This is a genomic window from Demequina phytophila, from assembly GCF_000971135.1.
Classification (GTDB): Bacteria; Actinomycetota; Actinomycetes; order Actinomycetales; family Demequinaceae; genus Demequina; species Demequina phytophila.
The window spans coordinates 123,344-146,604 of the sequence record NZ_BBLW01000009.1 but is presented as its reverse complement, the minus strand read 5'-3'; the positions used below and the strand labels follow the sequence as shown (position 1 = coordinate 146,604).

Here is a 23,261-nt window from a genome sequence, read left to right as displayed (position 1 = left end):
ATCGGCGCATTGCCCTAGGTTGGCCAGTGGGGAGAGGAGCACCCGTGACCTGGACATCCGCAGACATCCCCGACCTGACCGGCCGCATCGCGGTCGTCACCGGAGCGAACGGCGGGCTCGGCCTCGCCTGCACCACCGCGCTCGCCCGCGCGGGCGCGCACGTCGTGATGGCGGCGCGCGACACCGCCAAGACGGACGATGCGCGGGCCGCGGTCCTCGCGCAGGTTCCGGAGGCCTCGCTCGAGCACGTGCCCGTCGACCTGGGCTCGCAGGCGAGCGTCCGCGATGCGGCGGCGGCGATCGCCGCCACGCACCCGCGGATCGATCTGTTACTCGCGAACGCCGGGGTGATGGCCATGCCCGAGCGCCGCACCGAGGACGGCTTCGAGACCCAGCTCGCCGTCAACCACCTGGGCCACTGGACGCTGCTCTCGCGCCTCCTTCCCAGCCTGGTCGCTGCCCCCGCGGCGCGCATCGTCACCACCACGTCGATCGCGCGCCTCAATGCGGAGGCCGTCGACCCCGCCAACCCGCATCTCGAGGGCCGGTACGACGACTGGCGCTCCTACGGCCGCAGCAAGCTCGCCGCGCTTCAGCTCGCCTTCGGCCTGGACGATGCGCTGCGCGCCGCGGCCACGCCCGCCCGGGCCCTCTGCGCTCACCCGGGCATCTCGCGCACCGACCTGCAGAAGCGCACCGTCCGTGAGGGCGGCGGCGGACGGCAGGGCCCGTTCTGGGAGGCGTACGCCGAGCAGCGCGGGATGCATCCCGACGAGGGGGCGCTTCCGCAGCTGCGGGCCGCGACCGACCCGCACGCCCGCGGCGGCACCCTGTGGGGTCCCCGCTGGGGGCTCAGCGGCCCGCCGACGCGCCGGTTCCTGCTGCGTCGCGCCGCCATCGAGGCCGGGATCCCGGCGCTGTGGGAGGCCTCGATCGCGCTGACCGGCGAGCGCATGGACGTGGAGGCGGCCGCCGCGGCCGCACGAGCCAAGGAGGGCAGCGCATGAGCACCCCGACCCACGAGCCCGCCCTCTCGGATGTGCTCGTCTTCTTCGGCGCGAGCGGAGACCTCGCCCGCAAGCAGATCTTCCCCGCGCTGTACGGCATGGTGCTGGAGGGCGAGCTCACGGTGCCGGTGGTGGGCGTGGCGTACTCGCAGTGGACGCTTGAGGACCTGCGGACGCGCGCCCGCGAGTCGGTCGAGGCGGCTCACCCGGACCACGAGCCCGAGGCGCTGGCCCGGCTGCTGGACCTGCTCCGCTACGTCGACGGCGACTACCAGGACCCCGCGACCTTCCGGGCGCTCAAGGAGGCCGTGGGGGACGCGCATCGTCCCGTGCACTATCTCGCGATCCCTCCCACGCTGTTCGCCACGGTGATCGAGGGGCTGTCCGCGGTCGGGCTGCACAAGCACGGCCGGGTGGTGGTCGAGAAGCCGTTCGGGCGCGACCTCGCGTCCGCGCAGGCGCTCGACGCGGTGGTGCGCAAGGCCTTCCCGGAGGAGTCGGTGTTCCGCATCGACCACTTCCTGGGCAAGGAGCAGATCATGAACCTGCTCTACTTCCGCTTCGCGAACTCGTTCCTGGAGCCGGTGTGGAACCGCGACCGCATCGCGAGCGTGCAGATCACCATCGCGGAGGACTTCGGCGTGCAGGGTCGCGGCGCGTTCTTCGAGAGCGCCGGCGCGCTGCGGGACGTGCTCGAGAACCACATGCTGCAGATCGTGGCGCTGCTCGCGATGGAGCCGCCCGCGTACCAGGGGTACGGCGCGGTGCACGAGGCCAAGGCCAACGTGTTCCGCGCGATCCGGCCGCTCACCAGGAACGACATCGTGCGCGGCCAGTTCGAGGGCTACCGCGACGAGCCGGGTGTGGCACGCGGCTCCGACGTCGAGACCTACGTGGCGGCGCGGCTGTTCATCGACTCGTGGCGGTGGGCGGGCGTGCCCTGGTACCTGCGCACCGGCAAGCACCTGCCCGCCACGGTGCACGAGGTGATCGTCGAGTTCAAGAAGCCGCCGCAGGCGCTGTTCGACGACGCGATGATGGCGCAGCACCCCAACCACCTGCGCTTCCGGCTCCAACCGGACGGCGAGATCGCGCTCGGCGCGCGCGTGAAGACGCCGGGCGAGGAGTTCGTCGGCGAGCAGCGCGAGCTCATCGCCGAGACCAGCGGCGTCGCCGACCGCCGCCCTTACGAGCGCCTCCTCGGCGACGCGATGCAGGGCGATCGCGCGCTGTTCACCTCGGAGGAATCGGTCGAGGCGGCATGGCGTGTGGTCGACGGGGTGCTCACCGACCACGCCCCGGCCATCCGGTATGCGCCGGGCAGCTGGGGCCCCACAGAGGCCGACACGCTCATCGGAGGGGACGGCCCCTGGCACGACCCCTCCACACCCAACTCGCACGGAAGGAAGTGACATGCAGATCGGGATGATCGGCCTGGGACGCATGGGGGCGGGCCTCACGCGCCGCCTCATGCGCGATGGCCACACGGTCGCGGTCCACGACGTGTCCGCGGACGCGATCGACGCGCTCGCCGCGGAGGGCGCTGTGCCGGTGCGCTCGCTCGAGGGGTTCATCGAGGCGCTCGAGGCGCCGCGCGCGGTCTGGGTGATGGTGCCGGCGGGCGAGATCACGCAGCGAGTGATCTCCGGCCTGGCAGCGGTGCTCGAGCCGGGCGACACCATCATCGACGGCGGCAACAGCTACTACCGCGACGACCTCGCACACGCCACCTCGCTCGCCGAGTCCGGGATCCACCTGGTCGACGTGGGCACCTCGGGCGGGGTGCACGGCCTCGCGCGCGGTTTCTGCCTGATGATCGGCGGGGACGATGCGGTGGTCGCCCGGCTCGCGCCCATCTGGCGGACCATCGCGCCGGGTGCGGACGCGGCGGCCCGGACTCCCGGGCTGGCGGGTGATCTCACTCCTGGCGAGGAGGGCTGGCTGCACTGCGGCCCGACCGGGGCGGGGCACTTCGTGAAGATGGTCCACAACGGGATCGAGTACGGGCTCATGGCGGCGTACGCGGAGGGGCTGAACGTGCTGAGGAACGCGAACATCGGCGCGGTCGCGCGCGACGCGGATGCGGAGACCGCGCCGCTGGCCCACCCGGAGTTCTACCGCTACGACGTCGACACCGCCGCCGTCGCGGAGGTGTGGCGACGCGGATCCGTGATCGGGTCCTGGCTGCTCGACCTCACGGCGGAGGCTCTGCGCGCGGACCCCGATCTGGAGACGTTCTCGGGCCACGTCTCCGATTCGGGCGAGGGTCGATGGACCTCGATCGCGGCCATCGACGAGGGCGTCCCGACGCCCGTCCTCACCACCGCGCTGTACTCACGATTCGCGTCGCGCGACCTCGACGACTACGCCCAGCGCACCCTCTCCGCGATGCGCAAGGGATTCGGCGGCCACGAGGAGAAGCCCACGGGCGAGTAGCGCGCAGGTACACCACCGGCGCGCACCACCGGCGCGCGCCGGCAAGGTGCGTGCACCCGCGCTCGTCGTTTTCATGCACTTTCGCAGGCTCGAGGCGCCTGCGCGGCCGCGTGTCGGAGCCTCACGTGCCGATTCCGTGCACGAGGCGGGCCGCAGCGCAACGAAGCGGCGCGCGCATGGAGGAATCCCCCGCACGCGCTCGCGAGAGTGCATGAAAACGACGAGTGCGGTCAGGTCATCACCCAACCGACGAGCAGCAGGAGCACGGCCGCGACCACACCCCACACGAGCCACCTCGCGACGCGCAGGTCGGGCGGGGGCTCCTCGTCGCCGGCCGCACGCGCGTGGACGCGCCACGAGTAGAGGCCCTGAGCCGCCGCCGTGACCGCCAACAGCAGCAGGAGCCCGGCGGCGGCGAGCCGCCAGACCTCAGCCACCGGCACGTCGAGCGCGACCAGCAGGAGCGCCGCGATCGCCAGCATCAGCGCGGTGCGGATCCACGCGAGGAACGTGCGCTCGGCTTCCATGGCAGGCCTCCTTGCCGGCCCCCCCTGCTGTCGACGTTACTCGCGTGCCGCGCCGCGCCGGCTCCGGCGGGCGAGCGCCGCGGCGACGAGGCGGATGGCCTGGGCGATCGACACGAGGTCGTCGGTGAACATGGGTGCTCCTTCGGTGAGGCCACGGAGGAGCTGAGGGTCAGGACGCGGCGGACTGCAGTGGTCTCGCGCGAGGCGGTGGGCCGACGTGGTCGGCACGGGCGCGTCCCGACGAGGAACACGACCGCGGGTGAGCGGCGGGGCGGTCCGCGACGTCGCGGCACGCCCTCGAACTCGACTCGAGGAGGGGCCCGGGTGGGCCCACCCCGACCCTAGGCCACCGGCGCGCACAGACGCAAAGCCGTCCCTAGAACAGGGTGAGGGGCGCTGACGGCGGGACCGGCGCATCGTCCCCCCGGGCGCGCGTGCGGCGCCACTCGCCCTGGTCGTCGCGCGCGTGGGCGCGCGAGGCGACCGTGCCCGTGTTGGGGTCCTCCGGCGTGCGCGCAAGTCCATGGGCGGCGATGAGAGGCTTGATGCGCGCGGCGAGCGCGCGCCGGTACTCCTTCGGGGCGTACGAGCCGTCCGCGTAGAGCTCCCGGTAGCGCGAGATCAGGTCGGGACGATGCGCGTGCAGCCACCGCGCGTACCACTCCTTCACGCCGGGCCGGAGATGCAGCGCGGTGTAGGTCACCGAGGCGGCACCGGCAGCCTTGATGCGGCCCAGCGCGGCGTCGAGATGCTCCTCCGAATCCGTGAGGAACGGCAGGATCGGCATCATGAAGACCGCGACCTCGAAGCCGGCCTCGGCCGCCGCGGTGACGGTGGCGAGGCGGGCCTGGGTGGTGGGGGTGCCGGGCTCCACGGCCTGCTGGAGGTCGTCGTCGGCGATCGCGATCGACAGGGCAAGGTCGACAGGCGCGGACTCGCGCGCGGCGGCGAGGAGCGGCAGGTCGCGGCGCAGCAGCGAGCCCTTGGTGAGGATCGACATGGGCGTGCCGGAGTCCGCGAGCGCACGGATGATGCCGGGCATGAGCCGGTAGCGACCCTCGGCGCGCTGGTAGGGATCCGTGTTGGTGCCGAGCGCGACGTGCTCGCGGGCCCACGAGCCCTTCGCGAGGTCCTTGCGCAGCGCGTCGGCGATGTTGATCTTGACGATGATCTGCCTGTCGAAGTCCGCGCCGGCATCGAGCTCGAGATACCGGTGCGAGGGCCGCGCGAAACAGTAGACGCAAGCGTGGGTGCAGCCGCGATACGGGTTGACGGTCCAGGTGAACGGCACGGCCGACCCCGGCCCGACGCGGTTGAGCGCGCTCTTCGCGAGGACCTCGTGGAACGTCACCCCCGCGAACTCGGGCGTGGTGACCGTCCGCACCAGGTTCGACATCCGCGCGAGCGCGGGCAGAGCATCGTCCGTCTCGGCGCGCAGCGCCTGTCCCTCCCACCGCATGCCCTCATTCGAACACCTGTTCGAACCGAGGTCAAGGCGACGCGCGAGCTCAGCCCTGGGCGACCGAGAGCTGGAAGCGCGGCACCGTGCCCTCGGGCACCTTCACCTGGAACGACGTCACGGTGAGATCGAACTCCTCGGGGCGCGTCGCGGTCCACGTCGCACCATCGGCGTCCCAGCTCGTGCGCTCGATGGTGCCGCCGCAGGCGCCGGCCACGAACGTGGGGGTGCCCAGCGGGTCGGCCCCGTCGAGCAGCACCGGGGCGTCGGGTATGGTCGCGGCGCAGTCCTCCACCGACGGCCGGGACGCATCGTAGGAGTTGCCGATCGCCCCGGGCGCGACCGTGACCTCGATCGCGACCGGGCCGGGCGCGTCGGCGCCGCCGTCCCACGGGTACCAGAAGTCCTCGCGGTCGGTGCGGGTCCACGAGGACGTGACGACCGCGACGTAGAAGTCACCGTCCCCGACCTCCTCGTCCGTGATCCGGTACACCTCCATGCACGCGTCGACCGTGCCCTCGTACTCCTGCGCGAGCGACTGCCAGGGACGCGTGTGCGTCGACGTCCACGCGACGCCCTCACGGCAGTCGGAGGCGACCGGGTCGTACGGGCCGGTGACCACGGGCAGCGGGATGGCGACGGCGGCGTCGACCGTGGGCGCGTTGTCGACCACGTCGCCTCGCCACCAGAACCAGCCGATCCCCACGAGCACGATCCCCACCAGGATCATCACCATCGTGCGCACACGGCCACCGCCCTCTGATCGTTCGGTACGTCTGCGGCGAGGCTAGCGCGTCACCGGCAGGCGAGCGCGGAGCCACCCCGATCAGCCGACGTCGGTCCGCACCTCGGCACGGCTCTCCCCCGCGGCCGAGGACGTCACCAGGGTGAACGTCGGGGTCGCGCCCTGGGCCACCTTCACCTCGAGGGTGTGCACGGTGACGTCGAGCGCGGACGGCTCGGCCATGGTCCACGAGGCGACGTCGCCGTCGATCACCTGCTCGATGTCCGCGTCGACGGCGCACCCTCCCGAGAGCACCCAGCCCAGACCCGGATACGCGGGCTCCTCGCCGTCGGCGCACGGCTCGAGCGCCGCGGAGTCCGCGAGGAACACATTGTCGACGGACGGCTCCGACACGTGGATCGCGATGGTCTCCGGCCCCAGGGGCGGCGCGTCGATCGCGGCCCACGGCGACGCGGACCAACCGCCCTCGGTGGTCCAGTAGGCGGTCGCGGCCGCGTGGAAGTAGTCGGCGGAGTCGTCCTCGTCGGGCACGCGGAACACCTCCATGCACGTGTCCAGCCATCCGCTCGTGACCGTCTCCACCATCAGCAGCTCGTAGGTGCGGGCGTCCTCGTACCACCCGCCCCCGATGCATGCGTACGCGACCGGCTCCAGGCCGGCGACCCCGATCGCGGAGGCCTCGGGATCGGCCGGCGGCTCCTCGGCCTCCGGCACCCCGCCCAGCAGCGACCGCGCGACCACCCACGCGCCGACCGCGAGCGCGGCCGCACCGGCCGTCCACCAGCCACGACTCATGACATCCCCCCTGGTGCACGCCGCGTCCGGCGCGTCCCACCGCGACCGTACCACCGGGCGACTCGCCCACCCTGGGCGACCGGCGCATCGTCCCGCGCGGGGCCGCGCCGCAACCCCCGGACCTACGTCCCTTTTACCTTTCCTTTTGAATGGGCAGACTCGCCGGGACGGGCGCACAGTGGAAGCAGCCGCCTGGAAGCCGAAGGAGCCGACCAGATGCACACCCTCACCCAGCTGGACCGACTTGAGCTCGCACCGGACGTGCGCGCCGCCCTCGAGGCCGCGCCGTCGGTCACCATCCCCGCCACGCGCGACGAGCTGTACGCCCTCTCGCTCGGCCCCGACGGCGGCCGGACGTTCTGGGTCGACTACGACGTCGACGGCGAGGTGGTGACGGAGGCGACCGTGACGCGTTGTCGCAACGGCATCGCCGTCAACTACCCCGAGGACTACATGCGCCGCCGCGACCCGCAGTGCATGGTGATCGCGGACGACCACCCCACGGACAAGACCCGCTTCGCCGACCGCTTCGGCCACTCGTTCGACACGACGCGCGCGGACACGATGGCGTGGCTCGCGCACCAGGACCTGGTGGTGGTGCCGTTCAAGGCGGGCGGGCCGCGGCACGGCTCGCCGTCGATCGCGATCGTGCCCGCGAACGCGGCGTTCTTCGCGACCGCGCTGGTGGACCTCCAGGGTTGGGTGACGTTCGAGGAGCTCGGAGACTTCTCGCCGCGCTCGATCCTGTACGTCGCTCCCCCGTTCCGCCACACCCACTTCGACGGCAAGCAGGTGGTGGTCCACGACCGTTCGGAGACCCTCCACGAGATCTTCGCGTACAACCTGTACCCGGGACCCAGCGCGAAGAAGGGCGTGTTCTCGGTGCTGCTCGACATCGGCGAGCAGGAGGGATGGATCACCGCGCACGCCTCGTCGGTGCGGGTGACCACGCCGTACGACAACGAGACCGTCATCATGCACGAGGGCGCCTCGGGCGGTGGCAAGTCGGAGATGTGCCAGGAGCTGCGCCGTGAGGACGACGGCCGCATCCTGCTGGGCACCAACGTGGCCACCGGCGAGCCCTACCTCATCACGTTGTCGGAGACCTCGGACCTCGCGCCCGTCACCGACGACATGACGCTGTGCCACCCGGCCGTCCAGGACGGCAGCGGCAAGATGGTCGTCGCGGATGCGGAGGCCGGCTGGTTCGTGCGGGTGGACAACCTCAAGTCCTACGGCGCGGACGTGCACTTCGAGCGCGCCGTCATCCACCCCGACGAACCGCTGGTGTTCTTCAGCATCGACGGCGTCCCCGACGCGACGGCGCTCCCGTGGGAGCACACGCTCGACTCGACCGGGAAGCCCTGCCCGAACCCGCGCGTGGTGATCCCGCGCACCATGATCCACGGCATCGTGCACGAGCCCGAGCCGGTCGACGTGCGCACGTTCGGCGTCCGGATGCCGGCGTGCACCTCCGACAAGCCCACCTACGGGATCATGGGCATGACGCACTTCGTGCCGCCGGCGATCGCGTGGCTGTGGCGCCTGATCGCACCGCGCGGCGACAAGAATCCGTCGATCGGCGAGGCCGCGGACGCGGTGAAGACCCTCGAGCACGGCGGCATGGTCTCGGAGGGCGTGGGCTCGTACTGGCCGTTCTCAACCGGCACCCAGGTCGAGGCGGCGAACCTGCTGCTGCGGCAGATCCTCGAGTTCAACCGCACCCGCTACGTCCTCACCCCGAACCAGCACATCGGCGCCTACCAGGTGGGATTCTCCGCGGAGTGGCTGACCCGCGAGTGGCTGGCGCGCAAGGGCGGCGGCCGGATGCGCGCCGACCAGCTCGAGCCGGCGCGCTGCGCGCTGTTCGGCTACGCACCCAAGGAGATGACGCTCGACGGCCAGCCCATCCGCCGGACGCTGCTGCGCCCCGAGACCCAGTCGCACGTGGGCGAGGCGGCCTACGACGCGGGTTGCGCGATCCTCACCGGCTTCTTCAAGTCCGAGCTCGCGAAGTTCCTGACGGATGACCTGGACCCGCTGGGCAGGCGGATCATCGAGACCTGCCTCGTCGACGGCGGCGTGGACGACTACGAAGCGCTCACGCCCATGTACCTGTGAGCGGTTGACGCGCGGGACGGTCGCGCGCACGGTGGGGTGATGACCGCTCCCCTGCAGCTGCGCCTGGTCCTCCACGCCCCCGACCTCGAGGAGGCGCTCGCGCTGTTCCGCGACGCGCTCGGCATGCCCGTGTCGCTCGACCTCGAGACCCCGACCGCGGACGGCGACGCCCGCGTCGTGGTGCTCGAGGCGGGTCGCGCGACCCTCGAACTGGTCAACACGCCGCAGCGCGCGCACATCGACGCGGTCGAGGTGGGCCGTCCCGTCGCCCGGGAGGTGCGCCTGGCCCTGCAGGTGGACGATGCGGCGGTCGCCTCCGCGGCCGCCCTCGCCGCGGGCGCGGAGCACGTCGCGCCGCCCACCCGCACGCCGTGGGGCTCCCTCAACGCGCGCCTCGAGACGCCCGTGGGCGTGCAGCTGACGCTGTTCGAGCAGGTCGAGGAGGAGTAGCCGCCGAGTAGGACCTCGGGCGCTCTCGCCGGTCGTGCGCGGCCGTAGGTTGGTACCCGTGACCAGCCCCGAGCAGATGAAGGCCGCGATGGCCGAGGTTCCCGTCGAGGACCCCACCCGGACCGAGTACGAGAAGCTCGCGCACGACGAATGGTTCCGTTACCGCGCCGGGCCGGAGCTCGCGGACATGCAGCGTGCGACGCTCGCCCGCCTGCGCGAGCTCAATGCCGGGTACTACGACGACCCGGTGGGCTCCACCGCGGGCCTGAGCGAGCTCGTGGGCGAGTGCGGACCGGGCCTCGACTACCGCCCGCCGCTCTACCTGGAGTACCGGGAGCGCGTCCGGTTCGGGGCGAACGTGTTCATCAACGCGAACCTCATGATTCTGGGCTCGGGTGTGGTGACCATCGGCGACAACGCGTTGATCGGCCCGGACGCCCGCTTCTACACGGTCAACCATGCATTCGACGTGGAGATCCGTCGCGAGGGCTGGGAGCGCGCGTTCCCCATCACGCTCGAGGCGGACGTGTGGCTCGGCGGGTCCGTGGTGATCTGCCCGGGCGTCACGATCGGCCGCGGCTCCGTGGTCGCGGCCGGCTCCGTGGTGACCAAGGATGTGCCGCCGATGTCCGTGGTCGCGGGCAATCCGGCGAAGGTGATCCGGACGCTGTAGCCGTGACGGACCTCCTGCCCACGCAGCGGGCCCTCACCCGCGAGGAGCTGAACGCGGTCCTCGCGCCGCTCGGCACGGTCACGGATCACTGGCTGCTGTCCGGAGGCACCTTCTCCGCCGTCCAGGGCGTCGAGCTCACCGGCGGCGAGACGGTGGCGGTGAAGACCTCCGTCCCCGACACCCGCCGCCTGCTCGGCTACGAGCACGACATGCTGCGCTCCGAACGCGACCACCTGCGCCTCGTGGAGCCCCTGGGCCTGCCGACCCCCCGCGTGCTGCACGAGGACCTCACCCGCGCGACGGTGGACGTCGAGGTGCTGGTGATGTCGCTCCTGCCCGGCATGCCGTGGGACTCCGCGACGGACGTCATGAGCCCCGCGAGCAACGCGCGCACGTTCCACCAGGTCGGCGAGGCGCTCGCCGCGTTCGGCACCCTGCACGGCCCGCTCTTCGGGTTCCCTGCGGACGGCTTCCGGCTGGGCGACGCGACGTGGCCGGGATTCCTGCGCCGGCTGGTCGACTCCGCGGTGGACGATGCGGCGGCCTGGGGCGTCGACGTCCAGCCACGGCGGCTCCTGGCCGCCGTCGAGGCGGCGGAGGCCGCGCTCGCGCAGGTCGCCGAGCCCACCCTCGTGCACGCCGACCTCTGGCACGGGAACGTGCTGGTGGATCCGCAGACCGGCGACGTGACCGGGATCGTGGACTTCGAACGGTCGCTGTTCGGCGACCCTCTGTGGGGCCTCGCGGGCGGCGAGACCCACTCGGCGGGCCCTTTCGATGCGGACAAGATGCGCGGCTTCGAGGCGGCCACGGGTCAGCGGCTCGTGATGGACCGCGACGCCGAGCTTCGCGTCGCGCTGTACCGCCTGTGGTCGATGGCGGTGCAGCTCACGGAGATCGCGCCGCGCGGATTCACCGGCGACTGGCTCGACGGCCATCGCGCGTCCATCCGCGCGAATCGGGGCCGGTTGTACGCGATCCTCGACGTATGACCTACGCGGGACCGTGGTGGGCCAGGTACTCGATGACACGGCGCGCCACCTCGGGCCAGCCGCCGTCCACGGTGAGCGTGTGCCCGCGGTCGAAGAACTCGATGTAGTCCGTGGGACAGGGGTTGCGGCTCTGGATGCGGAAGGTCTCCGCCGCGGACTCGGGCGGCACCAGGCGGTCCTTGCCCGCCGCCACCACCAGCAACGGCCCCCGGTCGCGACTGACGGTGTCGACCCCGGCAGGTGCGCGCGCCTCGCGCTTCTGCGACGCGACCTCGAAGCCCACGCGCCCGGGCGCCGCGACGTGCTGCGTCTCCCACAGCTCGTGCGCCTCGTCGGGGGTGAGGGTATTCGCGCACGCGTACCGGAACTCGGGATACGTGAGCGTGACGGCGCGCGCCCGATTGTCGCGGTCGCGCAGGATGGGCGACGCCGAGGTGAGCACGGTGTCCGGCGCGGGGCGCGCGCCGCGCATCGGTGCGGGCACGATCGCGACGGTCGCACGTGCGAGACCGCGGCCGGCGAGCTGCTGCGCCGTCAACCCCCCGACGCCGGTGCCGACCACGAGCGGCGGCTCGCGCAGCACGCGCGCCACGTCGGCGGCGTGGTCGAGCATGTCGATCAGGCCGACGCCCGCGAGCGCATCGGGGTGGTGTCGCGCGTCCTCGACCGAGACGGGCTCGTGTGGCCACGCGACCGCGACGGCCGCGAATCCCGCGCGCGCGAGCGGCTCTCGCCAGGGCTCCCACGCGGTTGCCAGGCTCCACATCTCGTGGAGGAGCAGCACGGCGGGGCCGTCCGCCGCGTTCGCGGCGTCGACCTGCTCCCGCTCGCGCGGCGTCAGGGACATGGGCATGGCTCTGCCTCGAATCTATCCGCGCCCGCACGCCCCCGCCACGGCAGCCGCGGCCCGCCCGTTCAGGCCGGGTCGGCGTGCGCGCGGAGGAAGGTGATCGCAGGCCTAGTGCCCGCCCGCGATCCCCTTCACGACGGCATCGATGATGCCGAGCACACCCACGCCGACCCCCTCGGCGATCCCGAGCCCCACGATGGCGTCGACGCCGAACGCGAGCGCGAGCCCCGCGGCCGGGGCGACGGCGAGCAGCCACGCTCCGGGTCCGCGGGTGGCGGCGAGGGTGGCGATCCGGGTGACGGTCGCGGTGATGGGGCTCATACCTGCAGTCTTGGCGACGGCGACGGCGGTCGCGGGGGACGTCGGTCCCTCGGCGCCGAAGTGTCCGCGAACGCGGTACGCCGCGGGCGCCGAGCGTGCCGCGACCGCGGTATCCCGCTACCCGCGAGCCTGCGCCTCGAGCCGCTCGAGGGCCGCGAGGGCGTCCTCGCGCCGGTCCCAGGGGACGAAGATGTGGTCGTGGTGGAAGCCGGCGACCACGTTCGCGCTCACGCCCGCGTCCGCGAGCGCGCGGGCGAACGCGGCCGTGAGTCCCACCGCCTCGAGCGAGGAGTGCACCTCGAGGGTGATGCGCGCGGAGCGGAACTCGTGCGCGAGACCCAGCGCCAGCGCATCGTCCTCCCGCAGCACCACCGTGGTCCCCTCGGACTCCACCACCGTCGCCACGGGGTCCCAGCCGTCCGGGACCGCCGCGACGGACGACCACACGTAGCGCTCGGGGTCCAGCCGCACGCTGAGGTCCGCGAGCAGCTCGGCGAGGTCGACGATGGCCATGCCGCCAGCGTATGCCGCCCTGCCTCAGCGGGGGTACGCCGCGATCACGCCCGCGTACGGGCCCAGGTAGGGCGTGGGCTCCGCGTGGCCCTCGACCCACAGCTGCGAGATCTGCCCGTCGAGGTACAGCGCGTCCTCGACGCCCAGCTCGTCGCGGAACATCACGGCGAAGTCCCAGAGGTTGACGTACGTCCGGGTGATGACCAGGTACACGGTGCGCCCGTCGGGGCTCACGCCCACGCCGGTGCGCAGCGCGGTGTTCTCGCTGCCCTCGGCGAACTCCGGGTGGATCTCGCCGTCGAGCAGCAGCGCCGGCCCCGACTGGGTCGCCTGCCGCACGCCCTTGGCCTGGTAGGCGGTGGAGTCCACCACCGCAGCCGTGCCGTCCTTGCGGATCTCGAACACCGCGTTGGGCTTGAGGTGGAAGTTGCCGTAGCCGTCGGCGAGGTTGAGCGCGCGCAGCTCCTCACCGTCGGCGACCAGGAGGCCGCCGGGCGTGAGGTCCTCCGAGAAGATCCCCGCGTTGGTGAGCACCGCGATCCCCGGATGGGCCTCGATGTACTCCCCCAGGTCGGTGCCGTCGGGATCCCGCGGCCAGTCGACGCGCACGTCCCACGCGTCGAGCGCGAGGGTCACCACCCCGTACGAGCCGTGCTCGCCCAGGTCGATCACGTCCGTGGGGACCTCGGTGGACGATTCGCCGGTCGCCTCGGTCGTCGGGCTCGCCTCGGCGGTGGGCGGGGTGGTCGTGGCGGCCTCGGAGGACGGCGCGGGCGGCTCGGACGCCTCGCCGCCGCCCACGAGCCCGCAGCCCGCGAGCACGAGGACGGCGAGGGCGGCGGGAATGAGGCGGGGCACGCGACGAGGCTAGTCGACCACCCGGGAAGGAGTGGGCGCCGCCGCTCGTTGTCCCTCCGGACCCATCCGCCGACGTCAGGAGCACCCGATGACGCAGACCGCCCCCACCCCCTCCCCCGAGGGCGTGTTCCGTTCGCTCGAGATCGCGGTGCTCGGCACCGGCATCATGGGTGCGGCGATGACCAGGAACCTGGTCCGCGCGGGCCACGGCGTGCGCGTGTGGAACCGCACCCACGCGACCGCCGCGGCGCTGGTGGCGGACGGCGCCACCGCGACCACCACCCCCGCCGAGGCCGTCCACGAGGCCGACGTGGTCCTCACCATGCTGCACGACGGCCCCGTGACCCTCGAGGTGATGCGTCACGCCGCGCCCGGCCTGCGCCCGGGCGCCCTGTGGGTGCAGTCCGCTACCGTCGGGCTCGACCTGCAGCCCGCGATCGCCGCCCTCGCCGACGAGCTCGGCGTGGTCCTCATCGACGCGCCCGTCCTGGGCACGCGCGAGCCCGCGGAGCTGGGCACCCTCACCGTGCTCGCCGCCGGGCCCGAGGACGTCCGGGCCACGGCATCGTCCGTCTTCGACGCCCTCGCGACGCGCACCTTCTGGACGGGGGACGATGCCGCGGCCGGGTCCGCGCAGCGGCTCAAGCTGGTCGCGAACTCCTGGGTGCTCGCGCTCAACAACGCCGCCGGCGAGGTGATGGCGCTGGCACGGGGGCTGGGAGTGCCGCCGGAGCTGTTCCTCGAGCTGATCGACGGCGGCCCGCTCGACTCCGGGTACCTGCGGGCCAAGTCGGCGCTGATCCTCGAGGACAGGCTCGCGGAGGCCAGCTTCGGGGCGGCCACCGCTGCCAAGGACGCGGACCTCATCCTCGCGGCCGCCGCGCTCGCGGGGGTGCGCCTCGACGGGCTCGAGGGGGCGCAGGCGCGGCTCGACCGCGTGGTCGCGGACGGCCACGGCGACGAGGACATGGCGGCCGCGTACCGCGCGAGCTGACCCCGCACGGGACATTCACCTCCGCGCGGACGTACCGTGGTGGGGTGATCCGCACGGCGGGACCCGGCGACGCCGCCGAGGTCGCGAGGTTGCTCGACGCTTTCAATCGCGAGTTCGACACCCCGACCCCGGGACCGGCCGTGCTCGCGATCCGGATCGAGCGGCTCCTCACCACGGGCGACACGGTCGCACTCCTCGCCGGTGAGAGGGCGATCGGTATCGCGCTGGTGACGTACCGCACCAACGTGTGGCACGACGGCCCGGTGGCGCTGCTCGACGAGCTCTACGTGCACCCCGAGCACCGCGACCGCGGCACCGGGACCGAGCTGGTCGAGGCGATGCTGGCGGACGCGCGCGCACGGGGATGTGCTCTCATCGAGGTGAACGTGGACGAGGACGACGGCGACGCGCTGCGCTTCTACGCGCGCCACCGGTTCGCGCTCATGCAGCCCGACACCGGCGAGCGGGCCTTCTACCTCAGCCGCGACGTGCGCTGAGGTGCGCCGCCCGGGTCACGCGGGCGCCGGGCACTCCACGTGGATGAGCCAGCCGGCGCCGTCCCTCGTGCCGGAGGCCAGGCAGGCCACGGGCGCACCGGCGGCGTCGGTCGCGTGGAACTCGAGGAGGCCGTCCCCGACCAGCAGCACGTCCAGCGGATTCGCCAGCTCCACCCCGAGCCCCGCGTCCACCTCGCGCGCGAGGGTGTCCGCGAGCGCGGCGAGCTCCGCCTCCTGAGTCGCGATGGCGGTGTCGTACTCGGCCTGCGCCGCGTCGCTCGCACGCGTGCTGGTCACCAGCAGGACCGTGCCGGTCGCGAGCGCTGCGAGCGCGGTGCCGGCGGCGATGCGAAGCCCCGACCCGGAGGACCGCTTGGTCGCGGCGAGCACCACTACGACGACGACCACCGCGAGGAGCGCCACCACCCCGAGCGACACGAGGCCCAGGCCCAGCAGTCCCGACGTGAAGCCGGGCCCGCCGAAGCGGCCCGGCTCGAGCATCGTCACCTCGGGAATCGGCGGGACGGGGACGTCGATCGCCGAACCGCCGAGCGGCACCCTCACCATGGTCACGATCGTCCCCCTCAGCGGTGTCGCCCCAGGTATAGCAGTCGCTACGTGAGCAGAGGCACCCCCCACTTGTGGGGTCCCGGCACTTAGAGCACGTGCGAGAGGAAGTCCTTGGTGCGCTCCTCGCGAGGCGCGTCGAGCACGGCGGCCGGCGCGCCCTCCTCGACCACGACGCCCTCGTCCATGAACACCACGTGGTCGGCGACCTCGCGGGCGAAGCCGATCTCGTGGGTCACCACCACCATGGTCATGCCGCCCGCGGCGAGGTCCTTCATCACGGCGAGCACCTCGCCCACCAGCTCGGGGTCGAGCGCCGAGGTGGGCTCGTCGAACAGCATGATCTCGGGGTCCATCGCGAGCGCCCGCGCGATCGCGACACGCTGCTGCTGGCCGCCCGACAGCTGAGCCGGATAGTGGTCCATGCGGTCCGCGAGGCCCACGCGCTCGAGCAGCTCCACGGCCTTGACCCTCGCCGCACCCTTCGACCGCTTGAGGACCTGGACCTGCGCCTCCATGACGTTCTCGAGCGCGGTCATGTGGGGGAACAGGTGGAAGCGCTGGAACACCATGCCGATCCGCGAGCGCTGCTTCGCGATCGCCGTCGGGTGCAGGCGGTGGAGCCTTCCGGCGGAGTCCTCGCGGTAGCCCAGCAGCTCGCCGTCGAGGTGGACGGAGCCGCCGGTGAGCACCTCGAGCTCGTTGAGGCAGCGCAGCAGGGTCGACTTGCCCGAGCCCGAGGGGCCCAGCACCACGCAGACCTCGCCGGGCTGCACGGTCAGGTCGACGCCGCGCAGCACGTGCAGGTCGCCGAACATCTTGTGCGCCTGGCGCACGTCGACCATCGGGGTCGCTGCAGCGGTCGCGGTCACGGGGTCACCTCCAGGAAGGGGTCGTCCTTGGCCGTGCCGGCCGCGGCGATCGCGGCCTGGCGGCCGGTGCGCGGCTTGCGCGGGCCCTTGCCGCGGGGCGTTCCGCCGCCGCCGCGGCCGTAGTAGCGCTCGAGGTAGTGCTGCCCGACCATGAGGATCGACGTGATGAGCAGGTACCAGAACGCGCTGACGATGAGCAGCGGGATGGGCTCGAAGATGCGGTTGCCGATCGCGTTGGTCGCGAACGTGAGGTCGAGCGTGAACGGAACGGCGGAGACGAGCGACGTGGTCTTGAGCATCGAGATGGTCTCGTTGCCGAGCGGCGGCACGATCACGCGCATGGCCTGCGGGATGACGATGCGGCGCAGGATCGCCGACTCCTTCATGCCGAGGGCGCGGGCCGCCTCCTCCTGGCCGTCGTCGACCGAGGCGAGGCCGGCGCGGACGATCTCCGCGAGGTAGGCCGCCTCGTTGAGGCCCAGGCCGAGCAGCGCCGCCCAGAAGGCCGTGATGACGGCCTGCGTCTCGAACGTGACGAACTCGGGGCCGAACGGGATGCCGATCGACAGCGTCGGGTAGAGCACCGAGATGAGGCCCCAGAAGACGAGCTGGGTCCAGATCGGGGTGCCGCGGAACAGCCAGATGTAGAACCATGCGACGGAGCGCAGCACGGGGTTGTCCGAGCGGCGCATGATCGCGAGGATCACCGCGAGCGCGATGCCGATGATCATCGAGCCGACCGTGAGGACCAGCGTCCAGCCGACCCCGCGCAGCACGGTGACGTCGCGCAGGTACAGGCCCACCGTGTCCCACCCGAAGGCCGGGTTGGTAGCGAGCGCGTGGATAGCCATGGCGGCGAGCACCGCGACCACGGCGGCCGCGATCCAGCGGCCGGGGCGCGGCACGGCGCGCGCGTGGATGCGGTTGGGCACCGGGTCGGCATGTGCGGACTGGCTCATCGCTGTCTCCATCTCTCGGACGCGAGGCGGCCGGCGCATCGTCCCCCGTGAGGACGATGCGCCGGCTCGGCTCGGGTCAGGAAGCCGGGTTGACCTCGGCGGTGGTGAGCATGCCCTCGGAGGCACCCCAGCCGTCGAGGATCGTCTTCAGCGTGCCATCGTCCATGAGGCCCTGCAGGGCGAGCGCGAGGGCGTCGGTGAGCTCCGAGCCCTGCGCGGTCACGATGCCCTGCGACGCGGTCGCGAACGCGTCGCCCAGCTGCTCGAGCTTGTCACCGGTCTGCTCGACGGCGTAACCGATGATGGGCGAGTCGGCGAACAGCACGTCGGCCTTGCCGCCCACGACGTTGGTCGCGGCGTCGGCCTGCGAGTCGTAGTTGAGGACCTCGATGGCGTTCTTGCCCGCGTCGGCGCAGTCGGTCGCCATCTGGTTTGCCTCGTCCTGCTGGACGGTGCCGGTCTGGACGGCGATGGTGGTGCCGCACAGGTCGGCGGCGTCGATGCCGGCGGGGTTGCCCGCGGCGACCGCGTAGGCCTCGCCGACGCTGAGGTAGCTGGTCATGTCGGCGACCTGCTCGCGCTCGGGCGTGATGGTGAAGGAGCTGATGCCCGCGTCGAACTTGGTGCCGATCGACGGGATGATCGAGTCGAACGCCGCCGACTCGATGTCGGCCTCGAGGCCGAGCGCCGCGGCGATCGCCTCGGAGATCTCCACGTCGTAGCCGATCGGGGTCTGGCCGTCGACGTCGAGGTACTCGGCGGGCGCATAGGTGGTCTCCATGCCGATGCGCAGGGTGCCGCGGTCGACGACGTCCTGCGGGAGCAGCGCGGCCGCCTCCTCGTTGACCGCGATCGTGGCGGGGTCGAAGCCGGCCGCGACGGTGGCGCCGGCGCTGGAGCCGGAGGTCGAGCCGGTCTCCTGCGACGCGTACGTGCAGGCGGACAGGGAGACGGCGGAGATCGCGGCGATCGCGACCAGGGCAGGCGTGCGCATGGGTGCTCCTTCGAGGGTGTGAGGGCGCATGACTCCGCGGGTCCGGGGTGGGGACTCCCTTCGGGGCCGCTCGGTGGCGGGCCGCCGCTGCGGGTCATGCATCGCTATGCATCATTATGCATGATGGCGGGCGGGTCGCGCACATCGAGGACACCTCGCACGTCGATTACAGTGTTCCCCATGTCCGACGGCCATAGTCCCGAGCGCCGGCGCGAGGTCACCGACCCGCAGCCGGCGCCAGCCCCCGTCCACCCCTCGCGTGAGGGAGCCCGCCCGTGACCGAGGCCTGGCTGCTCCTCCTGCTCGCGCTGCTGCTCATCGCCGCGAACGCGCTCTTCGTCGCGGCCGAGTTCGCGTTCGTCACGGTCGACCGCCCCACCGTGGACCGAGAGGCCGCCGCGGGTGACCGCCGCGCCGCGTCACTGCAGAAGGGCCTGCGCAAGCTGTCCACCGAGCTGTCGGGCGCGCAGCTCGGCATCACCGTGACGTCGCTCATGGTCGGCTTCATCGCGGAGCCGTCGATCGCGACGCTGCTGCGCGTGCCGCTCGAGGCGGCCGGCCTCCCGGAGGCCTCCTCGCTGGGCGTCGCGCTCACGCTCGCGTTCATCATCGCCACCGGCACGCAGATGGTGTTCGGCGAGCTGGTGCCCAAGAACTGGGCGATCGCGGAGCCGCTGCGCATCGGCCGCGCCGTCGCGGGCGCCCAGCGCGGCTTCACCTGGTTCGCCGGGCCGCTGATCCGTGTGCTGAACGGGTCCGCCAACCGGATCGTCCGCGCGTTCAGCATCGAGCCACGAGAGGAGCTCGCGTCCGCGCGGTCCGCGCGCGAGCTGCAGTCCATCGCGGAGCGGTCCGCCGAGCAGGGCACGCTCGAGCCCCGCGTCGCGCAGCGCCTCGCCCGCGCCGCAGAGATGGGCGAGCGCACCGCCTCCGACGCGATGACGCCGCGCACGCGCGTCCACTTCGTGGGGCACGATGCGCCGGTCACCGAGGTCCTGGAGCTCGCCTCTCGCACCGGTCACGCCCGCTTCCCCGTCACCGGCGAGGACGTCGACCAGATCGTGGGCGTGGCGCACTTCAAGCGCGCCCTCGCGGTTCCGGCACGGGCGCGTCGCACCACCACCGTCGCAGAGATCGCGCTGCCCGTGGAGTCAGTGCCGTCCACGATGCCGCTGTCCGCGGTGCTGGCGGCGCTGCGGTCCGGGTCCCAAGTCGCCGTGGTGGTCGACGAGTACGGCGGCACCGACGGCGTGGTCACGCTCGAGGACCTGGTCGAGGAGATCGTCGGCGAGATCGAGGACGAGCAGGACCGTCCGGTCAGCCGTCACCGTCGCCTGCGCGACGGCCGCTGGTCGCTGTCCGGCCTGCTGCGCCCCGACGAGGCGGGCGAGGTCATGGGCCTCGAGCTGCCCGAGGCACGCGAGTCCGACACCCTGGGCGGCCTGCTGACGGAGCTGCTCGAGCGCTTCCCCGAGGTGGGCGACGTGGTGTCGCTCGATGCCCGGGATGAGGCCCGCCGCGACGACGACGGCATCCCCGTGCCCGTGATCGCGCGCGTGCGCGTGACGCGCCTCGACGGGCACCGCGTGGATCGCGTGGTGGTCGAGGCGGTCGATGTCGCGCCCGACTCGGAAGCGTCCGCCGACGAGGAGGTCGAACGATGAACGACTACACCGCCCTGCTCATCGCCGTCGCGCTGCTGCTCGGCAACGCCTTCTTCGTGGGCGCCGAGTTCGCGCTCATCTCCGCGCGCCGCACCCAGATCGAGCCGCGCGCCGCGGCCGGGTCGTGGGCCGCGCGCGTCACGCTGCGCGCCATGGAGCGCGTGTCGCTCATGATGGCCGGCGCGCAGCTCGGCATCACCGCCTGCTCGCTCGGCCTCGGCGCCATCGCGGAGCCCGCGATCGCGCACCTGCTCGAGGTGCCGCTCGAGGCCATCGGCGTCACGGGCGCCTGGGTGCACGGCATCGCGTTCGCGATCGCGCTGGTGATCGTGGTGTACCTGCACATGGTGCTGGGCGAGATGGTGCCCAAGAACATCGCGATCGCGGGGCCGGAGAGGTCCGCCATCGCGCTCGGCCCGGTGCTGTACGGCATCGTGTGGGTCCTCAAGCCGCTCATCTGGCTGCTCAACATGAGCGCGAACCTGGTGCTGCGCCTCCTCAAGGTCGAGCCGCAGGACGAGGTCGCCTCGACGTTCCGCGCCGAGGAGGTCGAGGGCTTCCTCGCGGAGTCCCGCTCCGAGGGCCTGCTCGACGAGCACGAGCACCGGGTGCTCACGGGCTCGCTCACGCTCAGCTTCGAGACGGTGCGCGACGTGATGGTGCCCGCCTCCGACCTGGTGACGCTTCCGGTGGACGTGACGCCGCAGCGCGCGCAGAAGGAGTGCGTGCGCACCGGCTACTCGCGCTTCCCCATGGTGGATGCCTCCGGCGAGTGGGCCGGCTACCTCCACCTCAAGGACTTCGCGCAGGTGCCGCGCGGCGGCGCCACCAAGCCCGTCCCGGCCGACGCGGTGCGCCCGCTCACCGACATCTCCCCCGACGCGTCCCTCGAGGAGGCGCTGACGGCGATGCAGTCGCGCGGCACGCACCTCGCGCTCGTGCGCGGCGCGGACGGCGAGGTGCTGGGCGCGGCGATGCTCGAGGACGTCATCGAGCGGCTGGTCGGCGAGGTGGTGGACGCCGCCCAGGCCGTCGCGGGGTGAGCCGCCGGTGCGCGGCGACGGTGGCTTCCCCGCAGCGCTCAGAGATCGACCGCAACCGTCGGTAAGTTCCCCATGCGGCACGGGCAAGAGGTGTCACACCTCGTCGGGCACCACGGTGTCCTCGCCGCCAGGCGGCATGTGGTCATTCTCGGGACGGCGCGCCAGCACGATGATCGACACCGCGAGCCCGCCCCACACGAGCGCGATCGACACCGCCAGCAGCACCACCGCGGACGTGCTCATGACGGGCTCCTCGGGTCGTAGTCCTCGGTGTGGCGCTCCCCCACGTCCGCGGGCAGGTTGAGCTGTTCGCGCGTGGGCCACGGATGGAAGTGCACGATGTCGCGCCGCCATCGCGCCAGCGGCATGAGGCACGCGACCAGAGCGAGGAACAGCACCGTCCCCCACCCGAAAACCACGACGTACCAGGTGGGATATCCGCCGTATCCGTCGATCGCGAGAGAGACGGCCTTCTCGACGAACATGTAGATGAGCAGCAGCGCGACCGCGCTCACGAGCCACAGCCATGCCTTGCCCGGGCGCAGCGTCGAGACCGCGGCGAGGTGCCGTTCGAGCTCGTGCCCGCGGCGCCCGATCCACACGGCCGCGGCGATCATGGTGATCGCGCCGGCGACGATTCCCAGCTGGTTCGACCACTGGTCCACGGTGTCGAGCAGGTACAGCCCGGTGGTGGTGCCGAACCCGATGATCGACAGCACCGCGCTCACGCCGCCCACCAGGAGCGCCGCGGTGCGCGGCTTGAGGTTGAGCTTGTCCTGCAGCGCCGAGGACACCACCTGGAGCACAGAGACCAACGAGGTGAGGCCGGCGAGCACGAGCGACGCGAAGAACAGCGCGCCGAAGAACGCGCCGCCCGGCATCTCGGCGATGGTCGCAGGGAACGTCACGAAGGACAGGAACGGACCAGCGATGCCGTCGAGCTCGCCCACGCCGACGCCCTGCTGGCTCGCAAGGAAGCCCAGCGTCGCGAACACCCCGATGCCGGCCAGCAGCTCGAACGAGCTGTTGCCGAACGCGACCACCAGGCCCGGCGCGGTGAGGTTGGAGCGCCGCCGCCGGTAGGAGGCGTACGTGATCATGATCCCGTAGGCGAGCGACAGCGAGAAGAAGATCTGCCCGTACGCGGCGATCCACACCTGCGGGTCGCTCAGCGCCGCGAAGTCGGGGGTGAACAGCGCCTCGATGCCGTCGCCCGCGCCGTCGAGGAACAGCGCGCGCACCACGATCACGAGGAACGTCGCGACCAGCACCGGGATGCCGATGATGTTGAGCCGCTCGACGCCGGTGTGCAGACCCAGCGCCAGGATCACGATGGTGATGAGCCACACCGCGACCAGCGGGATGATCACCTGAGGCACGAACGACATCGAGAAGGTGCCGGCCTCCCCGAGCTGCAGGTAGTCGCCGGTGAAGAACCCGGCCGGATCGTCCGCGTACGACAGGTTGAAGCTGAAGAAGAAGTAGCTGAGCGCCCACGCGATGATCGCCGTGTAGTACAGCCCGATGACGAAGCAGATGGCGACGTGCAGCCACCCGACGCCCTCGGCGTGCTTGTGGACGCGCTTCATCGCCAAAGGGGCGGAGCCGCGGAACCGGTGCCCGATCGCGTGCTCGAGGAACAGGATCGGGATACCTGCGGTCACGAGCGCGATGAGGTACGGGATCATGAACGCCCCGCCGCCGTGCTCGTAGGCCTGGCCGGGGAACCGCCAGATGTTCCCCAGTCCCACGGCGGAGCCGATGGCGGCCAGGATGAACGCGGTCTGTCCGGACCAGTGCTCGCGCTTCTCGTGGGTGTGGGCGGGCGCTGCGGGCTGCTCGGCCATGTGGGACCTCCCCTCCACCGCTCACGCTAGCCCCGGCCCGCGCATCGTGCCTGGTGACGGGGGACGATGCGGCGGGC

25 protein-coding genes are annotated in these 23,261 nt (G+C 72.2%); 11 read left to right on the top strand and 14 right to left on the bottom strand.

Going from position 1 to position 23,261, the window contains the following annotated elements; translation table 11 throughout:
* Positions 1 to 44 precede the first annotated feature (44 nt).
* Genes AOM01_RS13565 through gnd form a run of 3 tightly spaced genes read left to right on the top strand, consistent with a single transcriptional unit; the run spans position 45 to position 3,443 of the window.
* Positions 45 to 1,007 (top strand): SDR family NAD(P)-dependent oxidoreductase, encoded by a 963-nt coding sequence (locus AOM01_RS13565; RefSeq protein ID WP_062294502.1) that lies wholly within the window; start codon positions 45 to 47, stop codon positions 1,005 to 1,007.
* Positions 1,004 to 2,419, top strand: a complete 1,416-nt coding sequence (gene zwf, locus AOM01_RS13560; protein ID WP_062294501.1) for a glucose-6-phosphate dehydrogenase — start codon at positions 1,004 to 1,006, stop codon at positions 2,417 to 2,419. Before AOM01_RS13565 ends, zwf begins: the two co-directional genes overlap by 4 nt.
* Position 2,420: 1 nt before the next feature.
* The gene (gnd, locus tag AOM01_RS13555) at positions 2,421 to 3,443 is read left to right on the top strand and encodes a phosphogluconate dehydrogenase (NAD(+)-dependent, decarboxylating) (RefSeq protein WP_062294499.1); all 1,023 of its coding nucleotides are present in this window, start codon (positions 2,421 to 2,423) and stop codon (positions 3,441 to 3,443) included.
* 230 nt (positions 3,444 to 3,673) lie between these two features.
* Here gnd and AOM01_RS13550 read toward each other — a convergent pair whose 3' ends face one another.
* The 4 genes from AOM01_RS13550 to AOM01_RS13535 form a co-directional block, all read right to left on the bottom strand.
* Entirely contained in the window at positions 3,674 to 3,970 is a 297-nt protein-coding gene (locus tag AOM01_RS13550) for a DUF202 domain-containing protein (protein WP_062294497.1), read from the bottom strand.
* Positions 3,971 to 4,346: 376 nt separating this feature from the next.
* Positions 4,347 to 5,429: an Rv2578c family radical SAM protein gene (locus AOM01_RS13545; protein WP_082110266.1), complete on the bottom strand. Its 1,083-nt coding sequence runs from the start codon at positions 5,427 to 5,429 to the stop codon at positions 4,347 to 4,349.
* A gap of 49 nt (positions 5,430 to 5,478) precedes the next feature.
* Entirely contained in the window at positions 5,479 to 6,174 is a 696-nt protein-coding gene (locus AOM01_RS13540; protein ID WP_062294495.1) for a hypothetical protein, read from the bottom strand.
* A gap of 81 nt (positions 6,175 to 6,255) precedes the next feature.
* Entirely contained in the window at positions 6,256 to 6,969 is a 714-nt protein-coding gene (locus AOM01_RS13535; RefSeq protein WP_062294494.1) for a hypothetical protein, read from the bottom strand.
* 216 nt (positions 6,970 to 7,185) lie between these two features.
* Between AOM01_RS13535 and AOM01_RS13530 the strand changes: the two genes are divergently transcribed.
* From AOM01_RS13530 to AOM01_RS13515, 4 genes are read left to right on the top strand one after another with little or no spacing between them, the layout of a single operon-like run.
* The gene (locus AOM01_RS13530; protein ID WP_062294492.1) at positions 7,186 to 9,090 is read left to right on the top strand and encodes a DUF4914 family protein; all 1,905 of its coding nucleotides are present in this window, start codon (positions 7,186 to 7,188) and stop codon (positions 9,088 to 9,090) included.
* Positions 9,091 to 9,129: 39 nt separating this feature from the next.
* Positions 9,130 to 9,540 (top strand): VOC family protein, encoded by a 411-nt coding sequence (locus AOM01_RS13525; protein WP_062294489.1) that lies wholly within the window; start codon positions 9,130 to 9,132, stop codon positions 9,538 to 9,540.
* A 58-nt stretch (positions 9,541 to 9,598) separates the two neighbouring features.
* Entirely contained in the window at positions 9,599 to 10,213 is a 615-nt protein-coding gene (locus tag AOM01_RS13520; RefSeq protein ID WP_228374315.1) for a sugar O-acetyltransferase, read from the top strand.
* 2 nt (positions 10,214 to 10,215) lie between these two features.
* Entirely contained in the window at positions 10,216 to 11,205 is a 990-nt protein-coding gene (locus AOM01_RS13515) for an aminoglycoside phosphotransferase family protein (RefSeq protein ID WP_062294488.1), read from the top strand.
* 1 nt (position 11,206) lies between these two features.
* Here AOM01_RS13515 and AOM01_RS13510 read toward each other — a convergent pair whose 3' ends face one another.
* The 4 genes from AOM01_RS13510 to AOM01_RS13495 all read right to left on the bottom strand — a co-directional run bounded on the left by AOM01_RS13510 (position 11,207) and on the right by AOM01_RS13495 (position 13,747).
* Positions 11,207 to 12,058, bottom strand: coding sequence for an alpha/beta fold hydrolase (locus AOM01_RS13510; protein ID WP_062294486.1), 852 nt, complete (start codon positions 12,056 to 12,058; stop codon positions 11,207 to 11,209).
* 105 nt (positions 12,059 to 12,163) lie between these two features.
* Complete coding sequence (locus AOM01_RS13505) at positions 12,164 to 12,376, bottom strand: hypothetical protein (RefSeq protein ID WP_062294484.1); 213 nt, start codon at positions 12,374 to 12,376, stop codon at positions 12,164 to 12,166.
* A gap of 117 nt (positions 12,377 to 12,493) precedes the next feature.
* A complete protein-coding gene (locus AOM01_RS13500; RefSeq protein WP_062294482.1) occupies positions 12,494 to 12,889 on the bottom strand; it encodes an ACT domain-containing protein in 396 nt (131 codons plus the stop codon).
* A 24-nt stretch (positions 12,890 to 12,913) separates the two neighbouring features.
* Entirely contained in the window at positions 12,914 to 13,747 is an 834-nt protein-coding gene (locus AOM01_RS13495) for a phosphodiester glycosidase family protein (RefSeq protein WP_062294480.1), read from the bottom strand.
* Between the two features lie 88 nt (positions 13,748 to 13,835).
* Between AOM01_RS13495 and AOM01_RS13490 the strand changes: the two genes are divergently transcribed.
* Positions 13,836 to 14,741, top strand: a complete 906-nt coding sequence (locus AOM01_RS13490; RefSeq protein ID WP_062294478.1) for an NAD(P)-dependent oxidoreductase — start codon at positions 13,836 to 13,838, stop codon at positions 14,739 to 14,741.
* Positions 14,742 to 14,785: 44 nt separating this feature from the next.
* Entirely contained in the window at positions 14,786 to 15,238 is a 453-nt protein-coding gene (locus tag AOM01_RS13485) for a GNAT family N-acetyltransferase (protein ID WP_062294476.1), read from the top strand.
* A 15-nt stretch (positions 15,239 to 15,253) separates the two neighbouring features.
* Here AOM01_RS13485 and AOM01_RS13480 read toward each other — a convergent pair whose 3' ends face one another.
* The 4 genes from AOM01_RS13480 to AOM01_RS13465 all read right to left on the bottom strand — a co-directional run bounded on the left by AOM01_RS13480 (position 15,254) and on the right by AOM01_RS13465 (position 18,630).
* Positions 15,254 to 15,811, bottom strand: coding sequence for a hypothetical protein (locus tag AOM01_RS13480; protein ID WP_156155995.1), 558 nt, complete (start codon positions 15,809 to 15,811; stop codon positions 15,254 to 15,256).
* Between the two features lie 83 nt (positions 15,812 to 15,894).
* Complete coding sequence (locus tag AOM01_RS13475; RefSeq protein WP_062294579.1) at positions 15,895 to 16,650, bottom strand: amino acid ABC transporter ATP-binding protein; 756 nt, start codon at positions 16,648 to 16,650, stop codon at positions 15,895 to 15,897.
* 23 nt (positions 16,651 to 16,673) lie between these two features.
* On the bottom strand, positions 16,674 to 17,636 hold the full coding sequence (locus AOM01_RS13470; protein WP_062294472.1) for an amino acid ABC transporter permease: 963 nt from the start codon (positions 17,634 to 17,636) through the stop codon (positions 16,674 to 16,676).
* 76 nt (positions 17,637 to 17,712) lie between these two features.
* Complete coding sequence (locus tag AOM01_RS13465; protein ID WP_062294470.1) at positions 17,713 to 18,630, bottom strand: ABC transporter substrate-binding protein; 918 nt, start codon at positions 18,628 to 18,630, stop codon at positions 17,713 to 17,715.
* 275 nt (positions 18,631 to 18,905) lie between these two features.
* On the opposite strand from AOM01_RS13465, the gene AOM01_RS13460 reads away from it, so the two are divergent.
* Both AOM01_RS13460 and AOM01_RS13455 read left to right on the top strand, forming a co-directional pair.
* Positions 18,906 to 20,294, top strand: a complete 1,389-nt coding sequence (locus tag AOM01_RS13460; protein WP_062294468.1) for a hemolysin family protein — start codon at positions 18,906 to 18,908, stop codon at positions 20,292 to 20,294.
* Positions 20,291 to 21,337 carry a hemolysin family protein gene (locus tag AOM01_RS13455; RefSeq protein WP_062294466.1) on the top strand — a complete coding sequence of 349 codons (1,047 nt, stop codon included), beginning with the start codon at positions 20,291 to 20,293 and terminating at the stop codon, positions 21,335 to 21,337. Before AOM01_RS13460 ends, AOM01_RS13455 begins: the two co-directional genes overlap by 4 nt.
* A 93-nt stretch (positions 21,338 to 21,430) precedes the next feature.
* Here AOM01_RS13455 and AOM01_RS14515 read toward each other — a convergent pair whose 3' ends face one another.
* Together AOM01_RS14515 and AOM01_RS13450 are read right to left on the bottom strand one after the other, a co-directional pair.
* Positions 21,431 to 21,580: a methionine/alanine import family NSS transporter small subunit gene (locus AOM01_RS14515; RefSeq protein ID WP_156155994.1), complete on the bottom strand. Its 150-nt coding sequence runs from the start codon at positions 21,578 to 21,580 to the stop codon at positions 21,431 to 21,433.
* Complete coding sequence (locus AOM01_RS13450; RefSeq protein ID WP_082110264.1) at positions 21,577 to 23,184, bottom strand: sodium-dependent transporter; 1,608 nt, start codon at positions 23,182 to 23,184, stop codon at positions 21,577 to 21,579. The genes AOM01_RS14515 and AOM01_RS13450 overlap by 4 nt, the downstream gene beginning before the upstream one ends.
* Between the last annotated feature and the right edge of the window lie 77 nt (positions 23,185 to 23,261).

Coding starts and splice junctions, on each gene's coding strand:
- AOM01_RS13500 (WP_062294482.1), bottom strand. CDS start 12,889: ATGGCCATCGTCGACCTCGCCGAGCTGCTCGCGGACCTCAGCGTGCGG.
- gnd (WP_062294499.1), top strand. CDS start 2,421: ATGCAGATCGGGATGATCGGCCTGGGACGCATGGGGGCGGGCCTCACG.
- AOM01_RS13510 (WP_062294486.1), bottom strand. CDS start 12,058: ATGCCCATGTCCCTGACGCCGCGCGAGCGGGAGCAGGTCGACGCCGCG.
- AOM01_RS13455 (WP_062294466.1), top strand. CDS start 20,291: ATGAACGACTACACCGCCCTGCTCATCGCCGTCGCGCTGCTGCTCGGC.
- AOM01_RS13535 (WP_062294494.1), bottom strand. CDS start 6,969: ATGAGTCGTGGCTGGTGGACGGCCGGTGCGGCCGCGCTCGCGGTCGGC.
- AOM01_RS13530 (WP_062294492.1), top strand. CDS start 7,186: ATGCACACCCTCACCCAGCTGGACCGACTTGAGCTCGCACCGGACGTG.
- AOM01_RS13490 (WP_062294478.1), top strand. CDS start 13,836: ATGACGCAGACCGCCCCCACCCCCTCCCCCGAGGGCGTGTTCCGTTCG.
- AOM01_RS13470 (WP_062294472.1), bottom strand. CDS start 17,636: ATGAGCCAGTCCGCACATGCCGACCCGGTGCCCAACCGCATCCACGCG.
- AOM01_RS13545 (WP_082110266.1), bottom strand. CDS start 5,429: ATGCGGTGGGAGGGACAGGCGCTGCGCGCCGAGACGGACGATGCTCTG.
- AOM01_RS13550 (WP_062294497.1), bottom strand. CDS start 3,970: ATGGAAGCCGAGCGCACGTTCCTCGCGTGGATCCGCACCGCGCTGATG.
- AOM01_RS13450 (WP_082110264.1), bottom strand. CDS start 23,184: ATGGCCGAGCAGCCCGCAGCGCCCGCCCACACCCACGAGAAGCGCGAG.
- AOM01_RS13505 (WP_062294484.1), bottom strand. CDS start 12,376: ATGAGCCCCATCACCGCGACCGTCACCCGGATCGCCACCCTCGCCGCC.
- AOM01_RS13475 (WP_062294579.1), bottom strand. CDS start 16,650: ATGGTCGACGTGCGCCAGGCGCACAAGATGTTCGGCGACCTGCACGTG.
- AOM01_RS13525 (WP_062294489.1), top strand. CDS start 9,130: ATGACCGCTCCCCTGCAGCTGCGCCTGGTCCTCCACGCCCCCGACCTC.
- AOM01_RS13465 (WP_062294470.1), bottom strand. CDS start 18,630: ATGCGCACGCCTGCCCTGGTCGCGATCGCCGCGATCTCCGCCGTCTCC.
- AOM01_RS14515 (WP_156155994.1), bottom strand. CDS start 21,580: ATGAGCACGTCCGCGGTGGTGCTGCTGGCGGTGTCGATCGCGCTCGTG.
- zwf (WP_062294501.1), top strand. CDS start 1,004: ATGAGCACCCCGACCCACGAGCCCGCCCTCTCGGATGTGCTCGTCTTC.